The following is a 16,507-nucleotide window of genomic DNA, read 5'->3' as shown; positions in this document are numbered from 1 at the left end:
CGCTGCATGGCCGAAGCACCGAAGCGCGTCCGCACCCGCCACTTCGCCCGCGCGAAGCAGGAGGGCATCACCATTACCGGGCTCACGTCGTACGACGTGCTGACGGCCCAGATTTTCGATGAGGCGGGAATCGATTTTCTGCTCGTCGGCGACTCGGCCGGCAACACCGTGCTCGGCTACGACACGACCCTCCCCGTCACGATCGACGACCTGATTCCGCTCACGCGCGGCGTTGTGCGGGGCGTGAAGCGCGCGCTCGTCGTCGCCGACATGCCGTTCGGCTCGTACGAGACGGGGCCGGACGAGGCCCTGCACACCGCGTTTCGGTTCATGAAGGAGACGGGCGCCCACGCTGTGAAGCTGGAGGGCGGCGTGCGCTCGGCCGAGCAGATCCGTCGCATCGTCTCGGCGGGCATCCCCGTCATGGGGCACGTCGGCTTCACGCCGCAATCCGAGCACGGTCTTGGCGGTCACGTCATCCAGGGTCGAGGTACCGCCGCCGACCAACTGCTCGCCGACGCCAAGGCCGTCGAGGAGGCCGGAGCGTTTGCCGTCGTGCTCGAGATGGTGCCCGCAGAAGCCGCCGCGCGCGTGACGGCCGAGCTGAGCATCCCGACGATCAGTGTCGGAGCCGGCCCTCACTGCGACGGCCAGCTCGTCGTCTGGACCGACTGGGCGGGGCTCACGAGCGGCCGCATCCCCAAGTTCGTGAAGCAGTACGCGAACCTCCGCGACGTGCTGTTTGACGCGGCGACTGCCTTCAAAGCCGACGTGGAGTCGGGCGCGTACCCCGACGCGGCCCACAGCTACAGCGACGAGACGGCCGAGAAGGCGCACCGCGAGCGCGAGTAGCGCCGGGGCGGTGGCGCGACGTCAGTCGTTCTCGCGCTCCTCGGCCTCCCAGTCGTCCGCGCGCTGGCGAAGCCTCTGCGGAGCACGTTCCGCCTCCTCGCGCGTATCGAACGGGCCGTAGCGGTCGCTTCCGAGCGACTTCGGGCCCTCCTCGACCTCGCCGGTGCGGTGGTTGTACCACCAGGCCATGGTGTCCTCCTCACCCGCGCCCGGGGCCATCCCCGGCGCTCGATAGACTCGAGCCTATGCCCCGCGACGATTCTGGCCGCCTGATTCCGGGGCGAGTATCCCCCACCCGCGCCGTTCCCCCGAGCATCCCGAAGCCTCCGTACGTTGGGAAGGCCGCGCCTCCCGAGCACGTCGGGGGCGATGTCTACGACGCCGAGACGATCGAGCGCATCCGGGCCGCCGGTCGCATCGCCGCGGGCGCCGTCGAGGAGGTCGGCCGCGCGATCCGTCCGGGCGTCACGACCGACGAGCTCGACCGCATCGCCCACGAGTACGTGACCGACCACGGCGCGTATCCGTCGACCCTCGGCTACCGCGGATTCCCCAAGTCGTGCTGCACGAGCCTCAACGAGGTCATCTGTCACGGCATCCCCGACGACACGGTGATTGCCGAGGGCGACATCGTCAACATTGACATCACCGCGTACAAAGACGGCGTGCACGGCGACCTGAACAAGACGTTCCTCGCCGGCGCGGTCGACGACGAGGCGCGGATGCTCGTGGAACGCACCGAGGAGGCCCTGCGTCGCGGCATCAAGGCCGTTGCTCCCGGCCGCCCCATCAACGTGATCGGACGGGCCATCGAGGCGTACGCAAAGCGCTTCGGGTACGGCGTCGTGCGCGACTTCACCGGGCACGGCGTCGGCACCTCCTTCCACACGGGGCTCGTGATTCCCCACTACGACGCCGCCCCGCTGTACGACCAGGTCATCCAACCCGGCATGGTGTTCACGATTGAACCCATGCTGACCCTCGGCACCCACGAGTGGGACATGTGGGCCGATGAGTGGACGGTGACCACGAAAGACAAGAAGTACAGCGCCCAGTTCGAGCACACGCTGGTGGTGACCGAGCGCGGCGCCGAAATTCTGACACTGCCGTGATGCGGCCTTCCCCGGATCGCTGAGAAGAGACGACGACACCCATGACCCAGGCAATCGGAATCGACATCGGCGGCACCGGCATCAAGGGCGCGCTCGTCGACCTCGACTCGGGAGAATTGGTGAGCGAGCGGGTCAAGCGCGCGACACCGGCCGGCGGCCGCCCCGCTGACGTTGTGGCGACCGTTGCCGAGATCGCCGATGAGTTGGGCGCCGAAGCGCTCGACTCGGTGGGTGTGTGCTTCCCCGCCATCGTGCTGGACGGCCACACCATGTCGGCGGCGAACGTCTCAGACGAGTGGATCGGTCTGAACGCTGACCGACTGTTTGCCGACGCGCTCGGGCGAGATATTCACTTCGTCAACGATGCGGACGCGGCCGGGTACGCGGAGGCGCGCTACGGCGCTGCCGCAGGGCAGCCGGGGCTGACCATCGTGACGACACTCGGCACCGGCATCGGCTCAGCGTTCATCTACAACGGGGTTCTCGTTCCCAACACCGAACTCGGGCACCTCGAGCTCGATGGCGCCGATGTCGAGACCTGGGCGGCAAACTCCATCCGCGAACGCGATGAGCTCAGCTTCGCCGTGTGGGCGGAGCGACTGCAGCGCTTCTACTCCCACGTCGAGTTTCTGTTCTCACCGGACCTGTTCGTCGTCGGCGGTGGGGTCTCGAAGCACCACGAGGAGTTTCTGCCGCTGCTTCGCCTGCGCACGCCGATCGTGCCGGCCACCCTGCGCAACAACGCCGGGCTCATGGGCGCGGCGGCTCTCGCCCACCGACACGGCTGAGCGGCGACCTGCCGCGCTAGACCAGGACGTAGTTGACGACGACGTACCAGATGAAGACCGCCGCGATCACCACCGCGGAGAGCACGGAAACGGCCATGATGAGTCGCTGCGTCATCGCGATCCTTTCAACGGGAGCCTCACACCCAGTATGGCGGAGACCTCCTGAAGAATCGTTGCTGATCAGGTCGTTCGGAACCGGTTCACCAGCGGGCAGTCGAACGGGTCACGCGCGTTCAACCCGACCTCGTTGAGGTATCGGATCACGATCCCGTACGACTCGATAACGCCGGCCTCGGTGTACGGAATGCCCAGCTGATTCGCGTACTCGCGGGTGATCTCACGAGCGCGCGCGAGCGCCGGCCGCGGCATGTTCGGGAAGAGGTGGTGCTCGACCTGGTGGTTCAGCCCTCCGAACAGCACCGTCGCCCACCAGCCGCCGCGAATGTTGCGCGAGGTGATGATCTGGCGGCTCAAGAAGTCGAGCGGGCTGTCTGCCGGCAGAATCGGCATGCCCTTGTGGTTCGGGGCAAAGCTTGCGCCCATGTAGACGCCGAAGACGGCCAGCTGCACGCCGAGGAACGCGAACGCCATGCCGATCGGCAGCGCCCAGAAGAGCACGGCAACGTACAGGCTGAGGCGCAGGGCGATCAACGTCAACTCGAGCGCACGCCCTTCGATGCGACCCTTCTGCAACAGCGAACGCACCCCCTGCACGTGCAGGTTGAGGCCCTCTAGGGTCAGCAGCGGGAAGAACAGGTACCCCTGCTTACGCGTGATCAGCGCCAGGAACCCGGTGTGCTTGCTCGCGTCTTCCGGTGTGAACACGATCGTGTCGGGTTCGATGTCGGGGTCGGCACCACGCTGGTTCGGCTTGGCATGGTGGCGGGAGTGCTTGTGCATCCACCAGTGGTAGCTGATGCCCACCACGCCGGCAGCAAGGATGCGGCCCACGCGGTCGTTCACCTTCCCGGACTCCCAAATCTGACGGTGGGCCGCTTCGTGGGTCACGAAGGCGATCTGCGTGAGGATCAGGCCGAGCGCCGCGGCGATGAGCAGCTGGAACCAGCTGTCGCCGAGCAGCACGAAGCCGGTGACGGCCCCGCCGAGCGCGAGCGCGAGCCCGCCGAAGACGGCGTAGTAGAAACCCGTGCGGCGGCGCAGGAGGCCACCGTCACGGACCGTGCGCATCAGCGCGGAGTACGTACTGGTCGGATGTACGTAGTCGGTCGGACGGGCGGAGGTCGGCCGAACGGGGCCGAGCGAAGAAACGGTAGACATACGGCTCTCGGGGTGTCGGGACGCGACTTCCCAGCCGTCATGGTGATCGAGCAAGCGCCCGGTAGATGGTCTCCACGCTACGCGCCCCACCATGCCCGAACAGGGATATGGCCGGGGCTGGCGGCGTGTCGCGCCGGGGGCAAGTGGGTCGGCCGATACGCCGGGTTCTGTCCCCGGGTTGCCCCGGGTGACGGCCATCTGTCTCGGGGTGGCGTTGCCGACACCCTCTAGCGATCTACCCGGCACCTCGGCGAGCAGCGTCACCGGTGCCTGTCTGATCTAGCTCCGGGCGAGGTTTACCCAGCGGCCCCGGTCACCCGAGGCCCTGGTGGTCTCTTACACCACCGTTTCACCCTTACCGCCGGCCGAAGCCGGAGGCGGTCTGCTTTCTGTTGCACTTTCTCGCGGATTGCTCCGGGTGGGTGTTACCCACCGCCCTGCTCTGCGGAGCCCGGACGTTCCTCGGCGGTGCCGTTCCCCGATTGCTCGGGGCGTGCATCCGACGCGGCCGTCTGGCCGACCCACTTGCCCATCCAGGCTATCGCCTCGATGCGCGGATGCGCGGGGCGCGGGTCAGCGACGGAACGAACTGCGCGCATCCATCGCCTGATTCGCGCAGGCGTCGGCGCGCGCATTCTGCTCGCGGGGAATCCACTCGAAGCGCACCGGCGTTCCGGTGAGCACCTCGCGCGCCTCAGCGGCGAGCTCAGCCATCGCTGGGTGCTTGATCTTCCAGCGACCCATCATCTGCTCGACCACGAGCTTCGAATCCATGCGCACCGTGAGCTCGGCGCTCGGATCGAGCGCGATCGCGGCGCGCACACCCTCGATCATGCCGCGGTACTCAGCGACGTTGTTGCTCGCGGTGCCCACCCAGATGCCGAGTTCGGCGAGGACCTCGCCCGAGAGCGGGTCGATGACGACCGCTCCCCCGGCTGCGGGGCCGGGGTTGCCGCGCGAGCCGCCGTCGGCCTCGACGACGAGCTCGCGCGTCACAGTCCCGACTCCGCGGTGCGAACGAGGATGGCGTTGGAGTCGGGGCAGAGGATCACGGCGTCGGGTGCTGCCGCGCGAACGGCGGCCAGGTCGTTTCCGGTCAACTCCACGCCGCTCGCGCTGGAGATGCGTGCCCGCAGGTGCGAGGCGCCGACGCCGTAGCGTTCGCGCTGCTTCTCATAGAGGGCAAGCAGGTCTGCGGGGATGCGCCCGGCGACATCGGCCCGGTCGGCGCTCTGGTTGTCGCGATCGCGCGCAAGGGTGCCGAGCGCCTCGTCGCGGGCCTGGGTCGCGGCCGCCACCGCCGTCTCGTGCGCTGCCAGGGCCGAGCGAGCATCAGCGACCTCAGACTCGAGCGTTTCGACCTTTTCCATGATGGCGAGCTCGATCTCTTCGAGGTCGGCCAGGCGCGTCTTCAGTGACGCCACCTCGTGCTCGAGACCCGCGATATCTTTCACCGACGAACTCTGCTGCACGAGCCCCTCGTCGCGGGCGATGCGCTTCTCGACCAGCTCGACGTCAGACTCGACGCGCGACAGCTCGAGTCGGGCGTCATCGAGAGCGTTCTCGCGTTCGACTAGCGCCTCGCGAACCGAGGGGCTGAGCGCGGTGAGCTCGTCGAGCCTGGCCTGTTCGGGCAGGGTGCGCGCCCGGTGCGCGATGCGCTGCAGCTCGGTGTCGATGCGCTGCAGATCGAGCAGAAGCGCCTGAGCCTCGGGAGGAGCGGTGAGAGCCATGCGGGTAGCGGGCCTTCCTGGGGTCGGTGGTGGTGTTAGGAGGAGGACGCGGGATGCACGACACCCGTCCAGGGATCGGTCGACAGTCGGCTGACGGTCACCGTGAGGCCGGGCACATCTGCGCGCAGTTCGTCAGCGACGGCATCGAGCCAGAGGGACTCGCTGGCCCAGTGCGCCGTATCGATGAGGGCGGGACCGCCGGAGACGGCAGCCGACTCGAGCGCTTCGCTCGCCGGGTGGTGGCGAAGATCGGAGGTGATGTAGACGTCTGACTGGCGCACCGCCGATTCCGCCAGCAGTGAGTCTCCCGCGCCGCCGCAGACGGCGATCCGACGCACGACGCGGTCAGGGTCGCCGGCGAACCGGACACCCCCGACCGTCGGCGGCAGAACGTCGGCGACGCGCTGCGCGAGCTGAGCGAGGGTGAGCGGCTCGGGCAGCGAACCGACGCGGCCGAGCCCGTGAGCCCCAGTGCCCGGCACGATCGGAACCGTGTCCACCATGCCGATCGCGTCGGCGAGCCGCGCGCTTGTCCCCGTCTCGACGACGTCGGCGTTCGTGTGGGCGGCGTACAGCGCGCATCCTGATCGGATCAATCGCGCAATCAGCGCGCCCTTCGCCGTCGATTCGGCGACCGAGGTCACGCCGCGCAAGAGCAGCGGGTGGTGCACGAGCAACAGCTCGGCCCCGATGCGGATCGCCTCATCAATCGTCGCGGCGACCGCGTCAACAGCAATGTGGATGCGCGTGACCGGCTGATCGGGGTCGCCGACGACCAGCCCGGGCGCGTCCCACGACTCGGCCCCCTCGAGGGGAAACCGCCGCTCCAGCACAGAGCAGACGTCGCGGAGGGTCACGGGCATGTGGGTCAGTCTAGGAGGACGGCCGGACGGCAGACGGTGGTCGCTCACGCCGCGGCGCTGGCCTCGGCATCGTGCAGCCGTCGCAGACCCGGCACGCTCGCCACGGCGACGAGTGCGCCCACGAGCAGTGCGAGCACGACCCCGGCGTCTGACGCGAGCCACGCGCTGTCCGCGGGAAGGGGAAGCAGCGGCCACAGGTAGCCGGTCCAGCCGAGCGCGGGGCTGGCCGTGTCGATGAACCCGAGCCCGAGACCTGAGGCGACGAAGAATCCGACCAGGGGTGTCCAACGAACGCTGGGGTACACGCCGCCCGGCTGCAAGAGGGACGGCGCGTGCACGCGACGGCGGCGCAGCAGGGTCTCGGTGCCGAGGATTCCGGCCCACGCGGCGACGGGCACGGCGAGCACGATCAAGACATCACGGAGCAGACCGTCGACTCCCCCGCCGGCGATGAGAAGACCCACAAGCACGACCGCACTCACCACCGCCGCGATCAGCACGCCCAGCCAGCGCGGCGCCGGAGCGCCGAGGGTGAGAACGGCGAAACCTCCCGAATACAGACTGAAGGCGGCCCCGGTGATCAGGCTCAGCCCGACAGCGAGGGCGAGTGGCACCGGGTACCAGAGCGGCAGCAGCCGGGCGAGGGTGTCGACCGGGTTCGTCACGAGCCCGTCGAGCAGGAGCGGGCTGGAGGCGGCCAAAACGGCACCCCAGCCGACCAGCAGGAACGCGGGTAGTGCCACGCCGATTCCTGTCCACAGTGCGGCAGCCGTTCCCGACGATCCGGCGGCCTGGTAGCGGACGAGGTCACCGCCGCTACTCACCCAGGCGAGGCCAATCGCGCTGAGGATCAGCACAGATCCACCGACGAGCAGCGCCCATGAGCCGTCGGGAATCCCAAGCGCCGCGCCCAGGTCGACGCGCGGAGCCGTCAGGACGATGAGTCCGACGACGAGGACGCCGGCCAGCGGCGCGATGACGGCTCCGAGCCGCGCGATGAGACCGAAACCGAGCAGAGCGGTGGTCGCCGCGAGAACGAAGCCGATCGCGGCGACGATCGCGGCGATCACGGGCTTACCCAGTCCGCCGTCGAGCTGGGCTTCGACGAGCACCTCGGCCACGCCGATGCCCAGCACAAACAGCAGGGCGGATGCCCACACCACGCGAACGAGGACGGCAACGACCGCGGGAATCGCGTTACCGACCGTGCCGAACGTGGCGCGGGCGACAACGATGGTGGGCTGCCCACTCCAGCGGCCGGTACGCGTGATCACCCCGAGCAGGAACGACGACAGTGCAACACCACCCAGTGCGGCGAGCACGGCCTGCCGGAGGCTCGCGCCATCGGCGATGAGCAGGGCGCCCAGGGCGACCGTCACGACCGACGCGTTCACGGCGAACCAGAGCCAGAACAGGCGCACGGCGCGGCCGGCTCGCAACGCGGCGGGGGTCGGCTCGAGCGCGCTCTGCTCGAGCGCAAAGGCGCGGGGCCCGCGAGCCGGAGTCTCGTCGGCACTCGGCAGCGGCGGGTGGGCTGCGCTCGCTGGCGGCGCCGCTGCGGGCGTCGGAGCAGGCGCCGGGGCGGGAGCCTCGTACAGCGGGGCCGCCGTCGCGGGCGGGGGGTCGGACGCGTCGGGCGACGCAGAATCCCCCGGAGGTTCGACGTCGGGCGTCAGCTCGGCCGGCGCTGCGGCCTCGACGGGCGGCACCACCATCGGTGCCTCCTCCGCCGCGGCGGCAGGAGACGTGGGCGTCAGCGTGAACGGTGCCGGCGGCTCGGGCGACGCGGAGGGGGCCTCCGTGACCGGAGCGAGTAGTGCATCCCAATCGGAGGCCTGCGCGAGCGGATCGCGGGGCTCGTCGGGCATGTGCGGTTCGACGAGCGGCGGCGGAACCGGCGCGCCATCGGTGACGGAGTCGTCCGGCGGCGTCGCGACCGTGCGCTGCGCCGTGTCGGGCGGTGGGGCATCCGCGAGCGCGCTCGACAGCTCGTGGGGCGTCAGTGTCGCCGGGTCGATGGCGGGGGCGACGACCGCTCCCGGCGCCGTGGGAGCGCTGTCGGCCGAGACGACCTCACTGGGTGCGGGAGCCAGCGGCGGCGCGGCCGGCGAGGCGGGCGGCCCGGATGATGCGGGAGACCCGGGCGAAAGGGACAACGCTGACGACGCGCTCGGCGCATCCGCTTCCGGCGCGATCACGTCGATCACGCCCGTGTACGCAGAGCGCACCGAGGCGACGATCTCGTCGGCGCTGTCGACGCCGGAGCGACGCACCTGCTCTTCCCACTCGTCAAGCTGGCGAAGCTCTTTCTGGCGAAGCGTGAGCTGCTCCTCGAACAGGTCGATGAGTGCCCCGGTGTTGCCTCCCGCACGATCGGGGTCAAGCACCGCGACCAGGTCGTCATCGGTGAGCGACGCGCGCGCCGGTGGGGGCGGAATGGACGGGCCGAAGGGTGCCGCCTCGGGCGAGCTCAGCCCCGCGAGCGGGTTCTCGGGGGGCGTCACCGGATTGCTCACGCCGCCCGAGGGTGCCGGCGGCTCCGGCTGACGGCTCACGGGAACCCACGCGCGGTACTCCGCGGCGATGGCGTCCGCCAGCGGATCGGCCTCCTCGGGCGCGGGCGTCGGCGGGGGCGTGTAGGTCGAGCGGCGCGGCCCCGGGGGCAGCACAGAGTCAGCGTCGTCGGGAGTGGACGCGGGGCTGTCGACCATGGCCCCGATGTTAGGTGCGCGGAGCGCGCAAACGCGGGCGACGGGCCGGGGAAAGCAGGGTTACGCCGAGCAAAATCACGGCCAGACCCGCCCATCCGAGGGGGTCCAGTCGCTCCCCCACGATGGCGACGGCCAGGAGGGTCGCCATGAGCGGCTCCAAGAGGGTGATGACCGTGACCACCGAGCTGCGCAGACGCCGCAGCCCGATCCCGAAGAGCACATAGGCCAGAAACATCGGGCCGAGGGCGAGGTACGTGATGATCGACACGTTTGAGATCGACTGCACGAGCGGGGCGCCGGTCACCGCGAGCACCACGGCGAGCGGAATCGCGCCGAGGCCGAACACCGCGCCCATCGTCGCGCGACTGGAATGGCCGCGCGCGATGACCTCCGCCGACGTGAAGGTGTACAGCGCATAGGACGCGCCCGCGAGCAAGCCCACGGCCACCCCGATCGGCACCTCGTCAGGGTTCACCGGAGAGTCGGCGCCGTGGCCACCGGCGGCGAGCATGACGACGCCGCTGATCGCGATCGCGGCCGCGAGCATCCACTGCCTGGTGAGGGGTCGCCGGCTGACGCGCCATTCCAGCAGCGCGGCGAACAGCGGACCAGAGCCGAGCGACACGACGTTGCCAATCGCGACGCCGGCGAGGGACATCGAGCTGTAAAAGGCCAGCGGATAGATCACAACGCCGATCGCGCCGACCAACAGCCAGCGTCGAGTCCGCGGGTCGGCGATCGCGCGCGCTGCCGGACGCGCCGCGATCGCAAAGAGCAGCGCACCGCCGATGGCCATCGTGGCCGAGCCGGTCGCCAGTGGGCTGACGTCGCTCGACAGGAAGGTGGCGGCGGTGCCTGTGGTGCCCCACAGCGCTGAGGCAATCACGACGGCCCAGACGGCGAGAATCACGGCGGCTCCGAGGGGGTGAGGCCCGTGCACGACACGGGTGTGGGGCCATCGTATCCACGCAGCAAAGGGTGCGAGACTGACGAGCGTTCGGGCGCGGCCCGCGCCCATTCCCGATGCCGAGGAGCCCGCATGAGCGAGACCGACCTGATCCGTCAGTGGAACACGACGCGGTGGCACATCATCGTGTCCCAGATCGCGCCCACCCTGCTGTTGGCGTTCACCGTCTGGATGCTCGTCGACGGTCTCGCCGAGACGTCGCTCGCCGTGCGCCTGGCCGCAACGGGCATCCTGTTGGCATCGGGGATTCTCGGTGCCGCAGCGCAGTATGCGGCGGCGACCGAGGGTGCCGGGGTCGTGGACGGCTTGCGCCAGCTCGAGGCGCCCAGCGCGGTTGCCACGCGGATCGTCGCAATGGGCTGGGGCGTGAACGTCGTGCGCTTCGTCACGCCCGCCGTCTTCATCGTGGTCTTCGTGGCGCTCGTCCTCGCCCTCTTCGCCGGCCTCTGATCGGTCACGCGCCCGATTCGGCGCGTCGGTCGTAGGCGCCAACGAAGAGCGCACCACGGATCTCGCCGAGACGATCAACGAGCGCGTCGACCGCTCGGGCAGTCACGCCCGTCACGACGAGGTCGTGCGGCCCGAGCGGCCGCAGGGGCGCATGCCGGAGCCGCACCACCTCCCACCCAACGGCGCGCAGCAGCGCGTCTTTTCGCCGGTCGGATCGCTCCCGACGCCCGACGTGTTCGTCTCCGGCGCGGCCGACCGTGTCGTACTCGACGGCGACGGCCAGCTCCGGGAGGATCAGGTCGGGCCACACCTCGAAGCGCCCGTGGAACGGCTGAGCCACGCTGACGGCCGTCGACGAGAGGTCGCACGCCAGGCGCTCGCCGACGAGCGCGCGCAGCCGCTCTTGAGCGCCCGAGGTCGCCGAGGAGGCGTGGGCGGAAACGAACGCCGTGCCCGGCCGCGTGGGGCGCGGATCGGCGGCCCGTCGGGGGCGCACTGGGTCGCCCACCGACCGGAGGGCGCGCACGGATCGGACGCGCCCGTGTAGCGGGGCGAGCGGCCCGTCGTCTGCGGGGGCTGCTGCTGCGGTCGGCTCGGGACGCGGATAGCGTCGGGCCGCGGTGGGGGCAGCGGACGGCGTCGCGCAGACGGGACACCAATCGCCGCGCGCATGCCGCGCGCCCGGCCGGGCACGCTGTTCGGCGGGAGTCGCCACGAAGTCGTGCCCGATCGCGCACACCCACACCAGGTAGACGTCGGCCGCGGGAGGGATCTGCGACAGCAACAGCTCGGCATTGCGCTCGGGCCGGAACTGGGCGACGAGCGGGAGGTACGGGGCCCAGGCATCGCGAAACCGGCCGATGGGGTACGGCTCGGCTCGCCCGGTCGCCCACTGGCGGCGGGCCCACCACTCATGGACTGGTCGCGGCACACCGCGACAGTAGAAGCGACCCCCGACACGGGGGCGTGCATCTGACAGCGGTGGGCCCTGAGGGATTCGAACCCCCGACATCCACGGTGTAAACGTGGCGCTCTAACCAACTGAGCTAAGAGCCCGTGCGCCTCTCACCCTACCCGCCCCGCGCCGACACCTCAGGACCGACGCTCGCCCCTTCCGTGTCGACAATTCAGGACAAACGCCTCACAGCTCGGCGATCGCCTTCCGGTAGGCCGCGAGATCGCGGGCTTCGCCGGGAGAGGTGGCGAACGCCGCGTGCACTCGTCCTGAATTGTTGACAACGACGGTGGCGCGGGTGGCGAAGCCGCGCTCCTCCACGAAGGCGCCGTAGGCGCGGGCGACGGCACCGTGGGGCCAGAAGTCGCTCAGAAGTGGAAACGTGAAGCCCTCGCGGTCGGCGAACTCGCGCAGGGTCGCTGTGGAATCGACCGAGATGCCGACGAGCTGCACCCCCGCATCGGCAAACAGCCCGATGTTGTCGCGCAGCTCGCACAATTCCCCCGTGCACGTGCCGGTAAAGGCGAGCGGAAAGAACACGAGCGCCACCGGGGAAACTCCGCGAAAGCTGCTGAGGGTCACGGCGGCGCCCCATTGGTCGCGCAGCGTGAAATCGGGGGCGAGAGAGCCGATCGCGGGCATCGGCTCAGTTGTCGCACTCACACAAAGCTCCTTCGCGACAGTGACTAGACTCGGGGGGTTGCCGGCATGCCCACGTCGCACACCGACGGCGCGGCGCGCCGCAACGCACTCTTTTGTCTACCACCAGGAAGAGGTTCAGGGTGACGGTCAACGACCAGGATCCGTATTCAGTCGAGGCGATGGACGCCGATCCGGAAGAGACCGCCGAGTGGAGCGAATCGCTCTCCGCCCTCGTCGCTGAGCGTGGCCACCAGCGTGGCCGCGAGATCATGCTGAGCCTGCTGAAGCGGTCGAAAGAGCTGCACCTCGGTGTTCCGATGGTGCCGACGACCGACTACCTGAACACGATCGCGTCGGAGAACGAGCCGGAGTTCCCGGGCGATGAGGAGCTCGAACGCGAGTACCGTCGCTGGATCCGGTGGAACGCCGCCATCACGGTGCACCGCGCCCAGCGCCCAGACATCGCCGTGGGCGGTCACATCTCGACCTACGCCTCCAGCGCCGCGCTGTACGAGGTGGGGCACAACCACTTCTTCAAGGCTGCCGACCACCCCGACGGCGGCGACCAGATCTTCTACCAGGGCCACGCCTCCCCCGGTATGTACGCCCGCTCCTTCCTCGAGGGTCGCCTCGGCCCCGAGCACCTCGACGGCTTCCGCCAGGAGAAGTCGCACGCTGCCGGTGGCCTCTCCAGCTACCCGCACCCGCGGTTGATGCCGGCGTACTGGCAATTCCCGACGGTGTCGATGGGACTGGGCCCGATCAACGCAATCTATCAGGCACAGGCCAACAAGTACCTGACGAACCGCGGCCTCAAGGACGCCGGCGAGAGCCACGTGTGGGCCTTCCTCGGCGACGGCGAGATGGACGAGCCCGAAAGCCGCGGCGCCCTTCAGCTGGCGGCCAACGACGGCCTCGACAACCTGACCTTCGTGATCAACTGCAACCTGCAGCGCCTCGATGGGCCGGTGCGCGGCAACGGCAAGATCATCCAGGAGCTGGAGAGCTTCTTCCGTGGCGCCGGCTGGAACGTCATCAAGGTCATTTGGGGCCGCGAGTGGGACGCCCTGCTGGAGAAGGACCACGACAGCGCGCTGCGCGATCTCATGAACGCCACTCCCGACGGCGACTACCAGACGTACAAGGCCGAATCGGGCGCGTTCATCCGCGAAAACTTCTTCGGTCGTGACCCGCGCACCGCCGCGATGGTTGTCGACATGTCGGACGACGACATCTGGCGCCTGAAGCGCGGTGGCCACGACTACCGCAAGGTCTACGCCGCGTACAAGGCCGCTGTCGAGCACAAGGGACAGCCGACGGTTATCTTGGCGAAGACGGTCAAGGGCTATGGACTCGGCCCGAGCTTCGAGGGACGCAATGCGACCCACCAGATGAAGAAGCTCACGCTCGACAACCTGAAGCAGTTCCGCGACGAAATGCGCATCCCGATCACGGATGCCCAGCTCGAGGAGGACCCGTACCGTCCGCCGTACTACCACCCGGGCAACGACCACCCGGCCATCCAGTACATGCACGAGCGTCGCCGCGCGCTCGGCGGCTACCTGCCGGAGCGCCGCTCGAAGTACGTCGACGTACAGATCCCTGACGACAGCGTGTACGGGGTCGTGAAGAAGGGCTCGGGTAAGCAGGGCGTCGCCACGACGATGGCGTTCGCGCGTCTGCTGAAGGACCTGTTGCGTGACAAGAACTTCGGCGACCGGATCGTTCCGATCATCCCGGATGAGGCGCGCACCTTCGGCATGGACGCCTACTTCCCGACGTCGAAGATCTACAACCCGAAGGGTCAGCACTACACCTCGGTCGACCGCGAGCTGCTGCTGGCCTACAAGGAGAGCCCGCAGGGGCAGATCATCCACACGGGCATCAACGAGGCCGGCGCCTTCGCCGCATTCACGGCTATCGGCACGAGCTACGCCACGCACCAGCAGCCGCTGATTCCGGTGTACGTCTTCTACTCGATGTTCGGCTTCCAGCGCACGGGCGACGCCATGTGGGCGGCCGCCGACCAGATGGCGCGAGGCTTCATCATCGGCGCCACCGCCGGTCGCACCACCCTGACCGGTGAGGGCCTCCAGCACGCGGACGGCCATTCGCCGCTGCTGGCGTCGACGAACCCGGCCGTTGTGACGTACGACCCCGCGTTCGGCTACGAGATCGGGCACATCGTGCGCGCCGGCCTTGAGCGCATGTACGGCGGCTCGCACCCCGACCCGAACGTCATGTACTACCTCACGGTGTACAACGAGCCGATCGCGCAGCCGGCCGAGCCCGAGAACCTCGACGTCGACGGACTGCTGAAGGGCATCTACCTGCTCAAGCGCGGCGAGCACACGGGACCGAAGGCCCAGATCCTGGCCTCCGGCGTCAGTGTGCCCTGGGCGTTGGAGGCGCAGCAGTTGCTCGCCGACGACTGGGGCGTGAGCGCCGATGTGTGGAGCGTCACCTCCTGGACGGAGCTGCGCCGCGACGGCCTCGCCGCCGACGAGCACAACTTCCTCAACCCGACGGCCGAGCAGCGCGTTCCGTACGTCACGCAGAAGCTGCAGGGCTCCGAGGGCCCGTTCGTTGCGGTCAGTGACTTCATGCACGCGGTTCCCGACCAGATTCGCCCGTTCGTTCCCGGCGACTACGCGACGCTCGGCGCAGACGGTTTCGGCTTCAGCGACACGCGGGCCGCGGCGCGGCGCTTCTTCACGATCGACAGCCCGTCAATCGTGGTGCGCACGCTGCAGCAGCTCGCCCGCCGCGGAGTGGTCGACGCGCAGGCGCCGGCACGTGCAATCGAGCAGTACCGACTGCACGATGTGACGGCAGGCACCACCGGCTCCGCCGGCGGCGACGCATAGACAGCGGGCACGGTGCCCCGTCCCTGATCACGGGGCACCGCATCCTTCGTAAGGAGGGATCTACATGGCGGCGATGACAAAGACGCAGACGCTCGCCTGGCTGCGAAACATCTCGGGTGAGTTGGCCACCGAGACGCTTAAGCGGCTCGACGACACGCTGCCCTGGTACGGCGACATGCCACCCAGCCGACGCAGTGCCGTGGGCCTCGTGGCACAGGCGGGCATCACGTCGTTCATCAGCTGGTACGACGACCCCAGCTCGCAGCCGTGGATCGCCGCAGACGTGTTCGGTGCCGCTCCGCGTGAGCTGCTGCGCTCGGTCAGCCTGCAGCAGACGCTGCAGCTGATTCGCGTGGTGGTCGAGGTCGTCGAAGACCGTCTCACGAGCGGCGACGCGAGTCTGCGCGAGGCGATTCTGCTGTACAGCCGCGAGATCGCCTTCGCTGCGGCCGACGTCTATGCGCGGGCCGCCGAAGCGCGTGGACTGTGGGACGCGCGCCTCGAGGCACTCGTGGTCGACTCGATCCTCTCGGGTGAGTACGACAACGAACTGCCGAGCCGCATCGCCGCGCTCGGCTGGAACGGGCACGGCGAGGTCTGCGTGCTCGTCGGAACCGCGCCCCGCATTGTCGACGTCGATCAGTTGCGCCGCACCGCTCGCCACGTCGATGCCGATGTGCTCATCGGCGTGCAGGGCAACCGTCTCGTCGTCGTCATCGGCCGGGCCCTGCCGCGCGGCGAGGAGCAGGCGGGCGAGCGCAGCTTCACCTTCCCCCAGATCGCCGAAGCGCTCGAGCCGGCCTTCGGCCCGGGACACCTCGTGCTGGGTCCCGAAGTGCCCGACGTCGTCGACGCGGGCAAGAGCGCCAAGGCCGCCCTCGCGGGATTCGCGGTCGCCCGAGCATGGCGGAACGCCCCGCGGCCCGCCCTGGCCGACGACCTGCTTCCCGAACGCGCGCTCGCCGGAGACCCCATCGCGCGCGCCACCTTGATCAGTCGCATCTACCAGCCGCTCAAGCAGCACAACACCGAGCTGCTCGCAACCCTCTGGGCGTACCTCGACAATGGGCGCAGTCTCGAAGCGACCGCGCGCGAGTTGTTCGTGCATCCGAATACGGTGCGTTACCGCCTGAAGCGCATCAGCGACGTGATCGGGTGGGATGCGACCGGCCCTCGAGAGGCGACCATTTTGCAGACGGCACTCATCGTCGGCGCCATCGCCGAACCGGGCGCTCCCCGCCGCTGATTGTCGAGATCGACCAACGCTGTAGCCGCTGCACTGGAGACAA

15 protein-coding genes, 1 tRNA gene and 1 other RNA gene are annotated in these 16,507 nt (G+C 69.2%); 6 read left to right on the top strand and 11 right to left on the bottom strand.

What is annotated here, in order from left to right:
- The first annotated feature begins 6 nt into the window (after positions 1 to 6).
- On the top strand, positions 7 to 852 hold the full coding sequence (panB, locus tag ACK4SC_RS00630; protein ID WP_409613813.1) for a 3-methyl-2-oxobutanoate hydroxymethyltransferase: 846 nt from the start codon (positions 7 to 9) through the stop codon (positions 850 to 852).
- Between the two features lie 21 nt (positions 853 to 873).
- On the opposite strand, the gene ACK4SC_RS00625 is transcribed toward panB, so the two are convergent.
- Positions 874 to 1,041, bottom strand: coding sequence for a methionine aminopeptidase (locus ACK4SC_RS00625; RefSeq protein WP_409613810.1), 168 nt, complete (start codon positions 1,039 to 1,041; stop codon positions 874 to 876).
- A gap of 56 nt (positions 1,042 to 1,097) precedes the next feature.
- Between ACK4SC_RS00625 and map the strand changes: the two genes are divergently transcribed.
- Both map and ppgK read left to right on the top strand, forming a co-directional pair.
- Positions 1,098 to 1,964 (top strand): type I methionyl aminopeptidase, encoded by an 867-nt coding sequence (gene map, locus ACK4SC_RS00620; RefSeq protein ID WP_409613807.1) that lies wholly within the window; start codon positions 1,098 to 1,100, stop codon positions 1,962 to 1,964.
- 41 nt (positions 1,965 to 2,005) lie between these two features.
- Positions 2,006 to 2,752: a polyphosphate--glucose phosphotransferase gene (gene ppgK, locus ACK4SC_RS00615; protein ID WP_409613805.1), complete on the top strand. Its 747-nt coding sequence runs from the start codon at positions 2,006 to 2,008 to the stop codon at positions 2,750 to 2,752.
- 180 nt (positions 2,753 to 2,932) lie between these two features.
- On the opposite strand, the gene ACK4SC_RS00610 is transcribed toward ppgK, so the two are convergent.
- From ACK4SC_RS00610 to ACK4SC_RS00580, 7 genes are all read right to left on the bottom strand, one after another.
- Positions 2,933 to 3,940 carry a fatty acid desaturase family protein gene (locus tag ACK4SC_RS00610; RefSeq protein WP_409613802.1) on the bottom strand — a complete coding sequence of 336 codons (1,008 nt, stop codon included), beginning with the start codon at positions 3,938 to 3,940 and terminating at the stop codon, positions 2,933 to 2,935.
- Positions 3,941 to 4,170: 230 nt separating this feature from the next.
- An RNA gene (rnpB, locus tag ACK4SC_RS00605) (RNase P RNA component class A) lies at positions 4,171 to 4,554 on the bottom strand.
- Between the two features lie 49 nt (positions 4,555 to 4,603).
- Complete coding sequence (locus tag ACK4SC_RS00600; RefSeq protein WP_409613799.1) at positions 4,604 to 5,026, bottom strand: reverse transcriptase-like protein; 423 nt, start codon at positions 5,024 to 5,026, stop codon at positions 4,604 to 4,606.
- Entirely contained in the window at positions 5,023 to 5,763 is a 741-nt protein-coding gene (locus ACK4SC_RS00595; protein WP_409613796.1) for a zinc ribbon domain-containing protein, read from the bottom strand. The genes ACK4SC_RS00600 and ACK4SC_RS00595 overlap by 4 nt, the downstream gene beginning before the upstream one ends.
- Before the next feature lie 35 nt (positions 5,764 to 5,798).
- Positions 5,799 to 6,626, bottom strand: a complete 828-nt coding sequence (locus ACK4SC_RS00590; RefSeq protein ID WP_409613794.1) for a Nif3-like dinuclear metal center hexameric protein — start codon at positions 6,624 to 6,626, stop codon at positions 5,799 to 5,801.
- Between the two features lie 44 nt (positions 6,627 to 6,670).
- Positions 6,671 to 9,337 carry a cytosine permease gene (locus ACK4SC_RS00585; RefSeq protein ID WP_409613791.1) on the bottom strand — a complete coding sequence of 889 codons (2,667 nt, stop codon included), beginning with the start codon at positions 9,335 to 9,337 and terminating at the stop codon, positions 6,671 to 6,673.
- A gap of 10 nt (positions 9,338 to 9,347) precedes the next feature.
- On the bottom strand, positions 9,348 to 10,247 hold the full coding sequence (locus ACK4SC_RS00580; RefSeq protein ID WP_409613788.1) for a DMT family transporter: 900 nt from the start codon (positions 10,245 to 10,247) through the stop codon (positions 9,348 to 9,350).
- Between the two features lie 129 nt (positions 10,248 to 10,376).
- Here ACK4SC_RS00580 and ACK4SC_RS00575 point away from each other — a divergent pair, with 129 nt between their 5' ends.
- On the top strand, positions 10,377 to 10,754 hold the full coding sequence (locus tag ACK4SC_RS00575; RefSeq protein ID WP_409613785.1) for a hypothetical protein: 378 nt from the start codon (positions 10,377 to 10,379) through the stop codon (positions 10,752 to 10,754).
- A gap of 4 nt (positions 10,755 to 10,758) precedes the next feature.
- Here the strand turns inward: ACK4SC_RS00575 and ACK4SC_RS00570 are convergent, their stop codons facing one another.
- The 3 genes from ACK4SC_RS00570 to ACK4SC_RS00560 all read right to left on the bottom strand — a co-directional run bounded on the left by ACK4SC_RS00570 (position 10,759) and on the right by ACK4SC_RS00560 (position 12,351).
- Positions 10,759 to 11,685 (bottom strand): hypothetical protein, encoded by a 927-nt coding sequence (locus ACK4SC_RS00570; protein ID WP_409613783.1) that lies wholly within the window; start codon positions 11,683 to 11,685, stop codon positions 10,759 to 10,761.
- Between the two features lie 51 nt (positions 11,686 to 11,736).
- Positions 11,737 to 11,810: transfer RNA gene (locus ACK4SC_RS00565), tRNA-Val, on the bottom strand.
- Positions 11,811 to 11,895: 85 nt separating this feature from the next.
- Entirely contained in the window at positions 11,896 to 12,351 is a 456-nt protein-coding gene (locus ACK4SC_RS00560) for a peroxiredoxin (protein WP_409614309.1), read from the bottom strand.
- Positions 12,352 to 12,491: 140 nt separating this feature from the next.
- Here ACK4SC_RS00560 and aceE point away from each other — a divergent pair, with 140 nt between their 5' ends.
- A complete protein-coding gene (gene aceE / locus ACK4SC_RS00555; protein ID WP_409613780.1) occupies positions 12,492 to 15,218 on the top strand; it encodes a pyruvate dehydrogenase (acetyl-transferring), homodimeric type in 2,727 nt (908 codons plus the stop codon).
- A gap of 73 nt (positions 15,219 to 15,291) precedes the next feature.
- A complete protein-coding gene (locus tag ACK4SC_RS00550; RefSeq protein ID WP_409614308.1) occupies positions 15,292 to 16,464 on the top strand; it encodes a PucR family transcriptional regulator in 1,173 nt (390 codons plus the stop codon).
- Positions 16,465 to 16,507: the final 43 nt, after the last annotated feature.

Source organism: Microcella sp., assembly GCF_046293215.1.
Classification (GTDB): domain Bacteria; phylum Actinomycetota; class Actinomycetes; order Actinomycetales; family Microbacteriaceae; genus Microcella.
The sequence above is the reverse complement of the archived record's forward strand: the minus strand, read 5'-3'. Positions and strand labels throughout refer to the sequence as shown.

What these genes read in the sequence shown, in the direction of transcription:
- panB (WP_409613813.1), top strand. Translation starts at nt 7, where the DNA reads ATGGCCGAAGCACCGAAGCGCGTCCGCACCCGCCACTTCGCCCGCGCG.
- ACK4SC_RS00585 (WP_409613791.1), bottom strand. Translation starts at nt 9,337, where the DNA reads ATGGTCGACAGCCCCGCGTCCACTCCCGACGACGCTGACTCTGTGCTG.
- ACK4SC_RS00575 (WP_409613785.1), top strand. Translation starts at nt 10,377, where the DNA reads ATGAGCGAGACCGACCTGATCCGTCAGTGGAACACGACGCGGTGGCAC.
- ACK4SC_RS00590 (WP_409613794.1), bottom strand. Translation starts at nt 6,626, where the DNA reads ATGCCCGTGACCCTCCGCGACGTCTGCTCTGTGCTGGAGCGGCGGTTT.
- ppgK (WP_409613805.1), top strand. Translation starts at nt 2,006, where the DNA reads ATGACCCAGGCAATCGGAATCGACATCGGCGGCACCGGCATCAAGGGC.
- ACK4SC_RS00550 (WP_409614308.1), top strand. Translation starts at nt 15,292, where the DNA reads ATGACAAAGACGCAGACGCTCGCCTGGCTGCGAAACATCTCGGGTGAG.
- ACK4SC_RS00560 (WP_409614309.1), bottom strand. Translation starts at nt 12,351, where the DNA reads ATGCCCGCGATCGGCTCTCTCGCCCCCGATTTCACGCTGCGCGACCAA.
- map (WP_409613807.1), top strand. Translation starts at nt 1,098, where the DNA reads ATGCCCCGCGACGATTCTGGCCGCCTGATTCCGGGGCGAGTATCCCCC.
- ACK4SC_RS00625 (WP_409613810.1), bottom strand. Translation starts at nt 1,041, where the DNA reads ATGGCCTGGTGGTACAACCACCGCACCGGCGAGGTCGAGGAGGGCCCG.
- ACK4SC_RS00595 (WP_409613796.1), bottom strand. Translation starts at nt 5,763, where the DNA reads ATGGCTCTCACCGCTCCTCCCGAGGCTCAGGCGCTTCTGCTCGATCTG.
- ACK4SC_RS00610 (WP_409613802.1), bottom strand. Translation starts at nt 3,940, where the DNA reads ATGCGCACGGTCCGTGACGGTGGCCTCCTGCGCCGCCGCACGGGTTTC.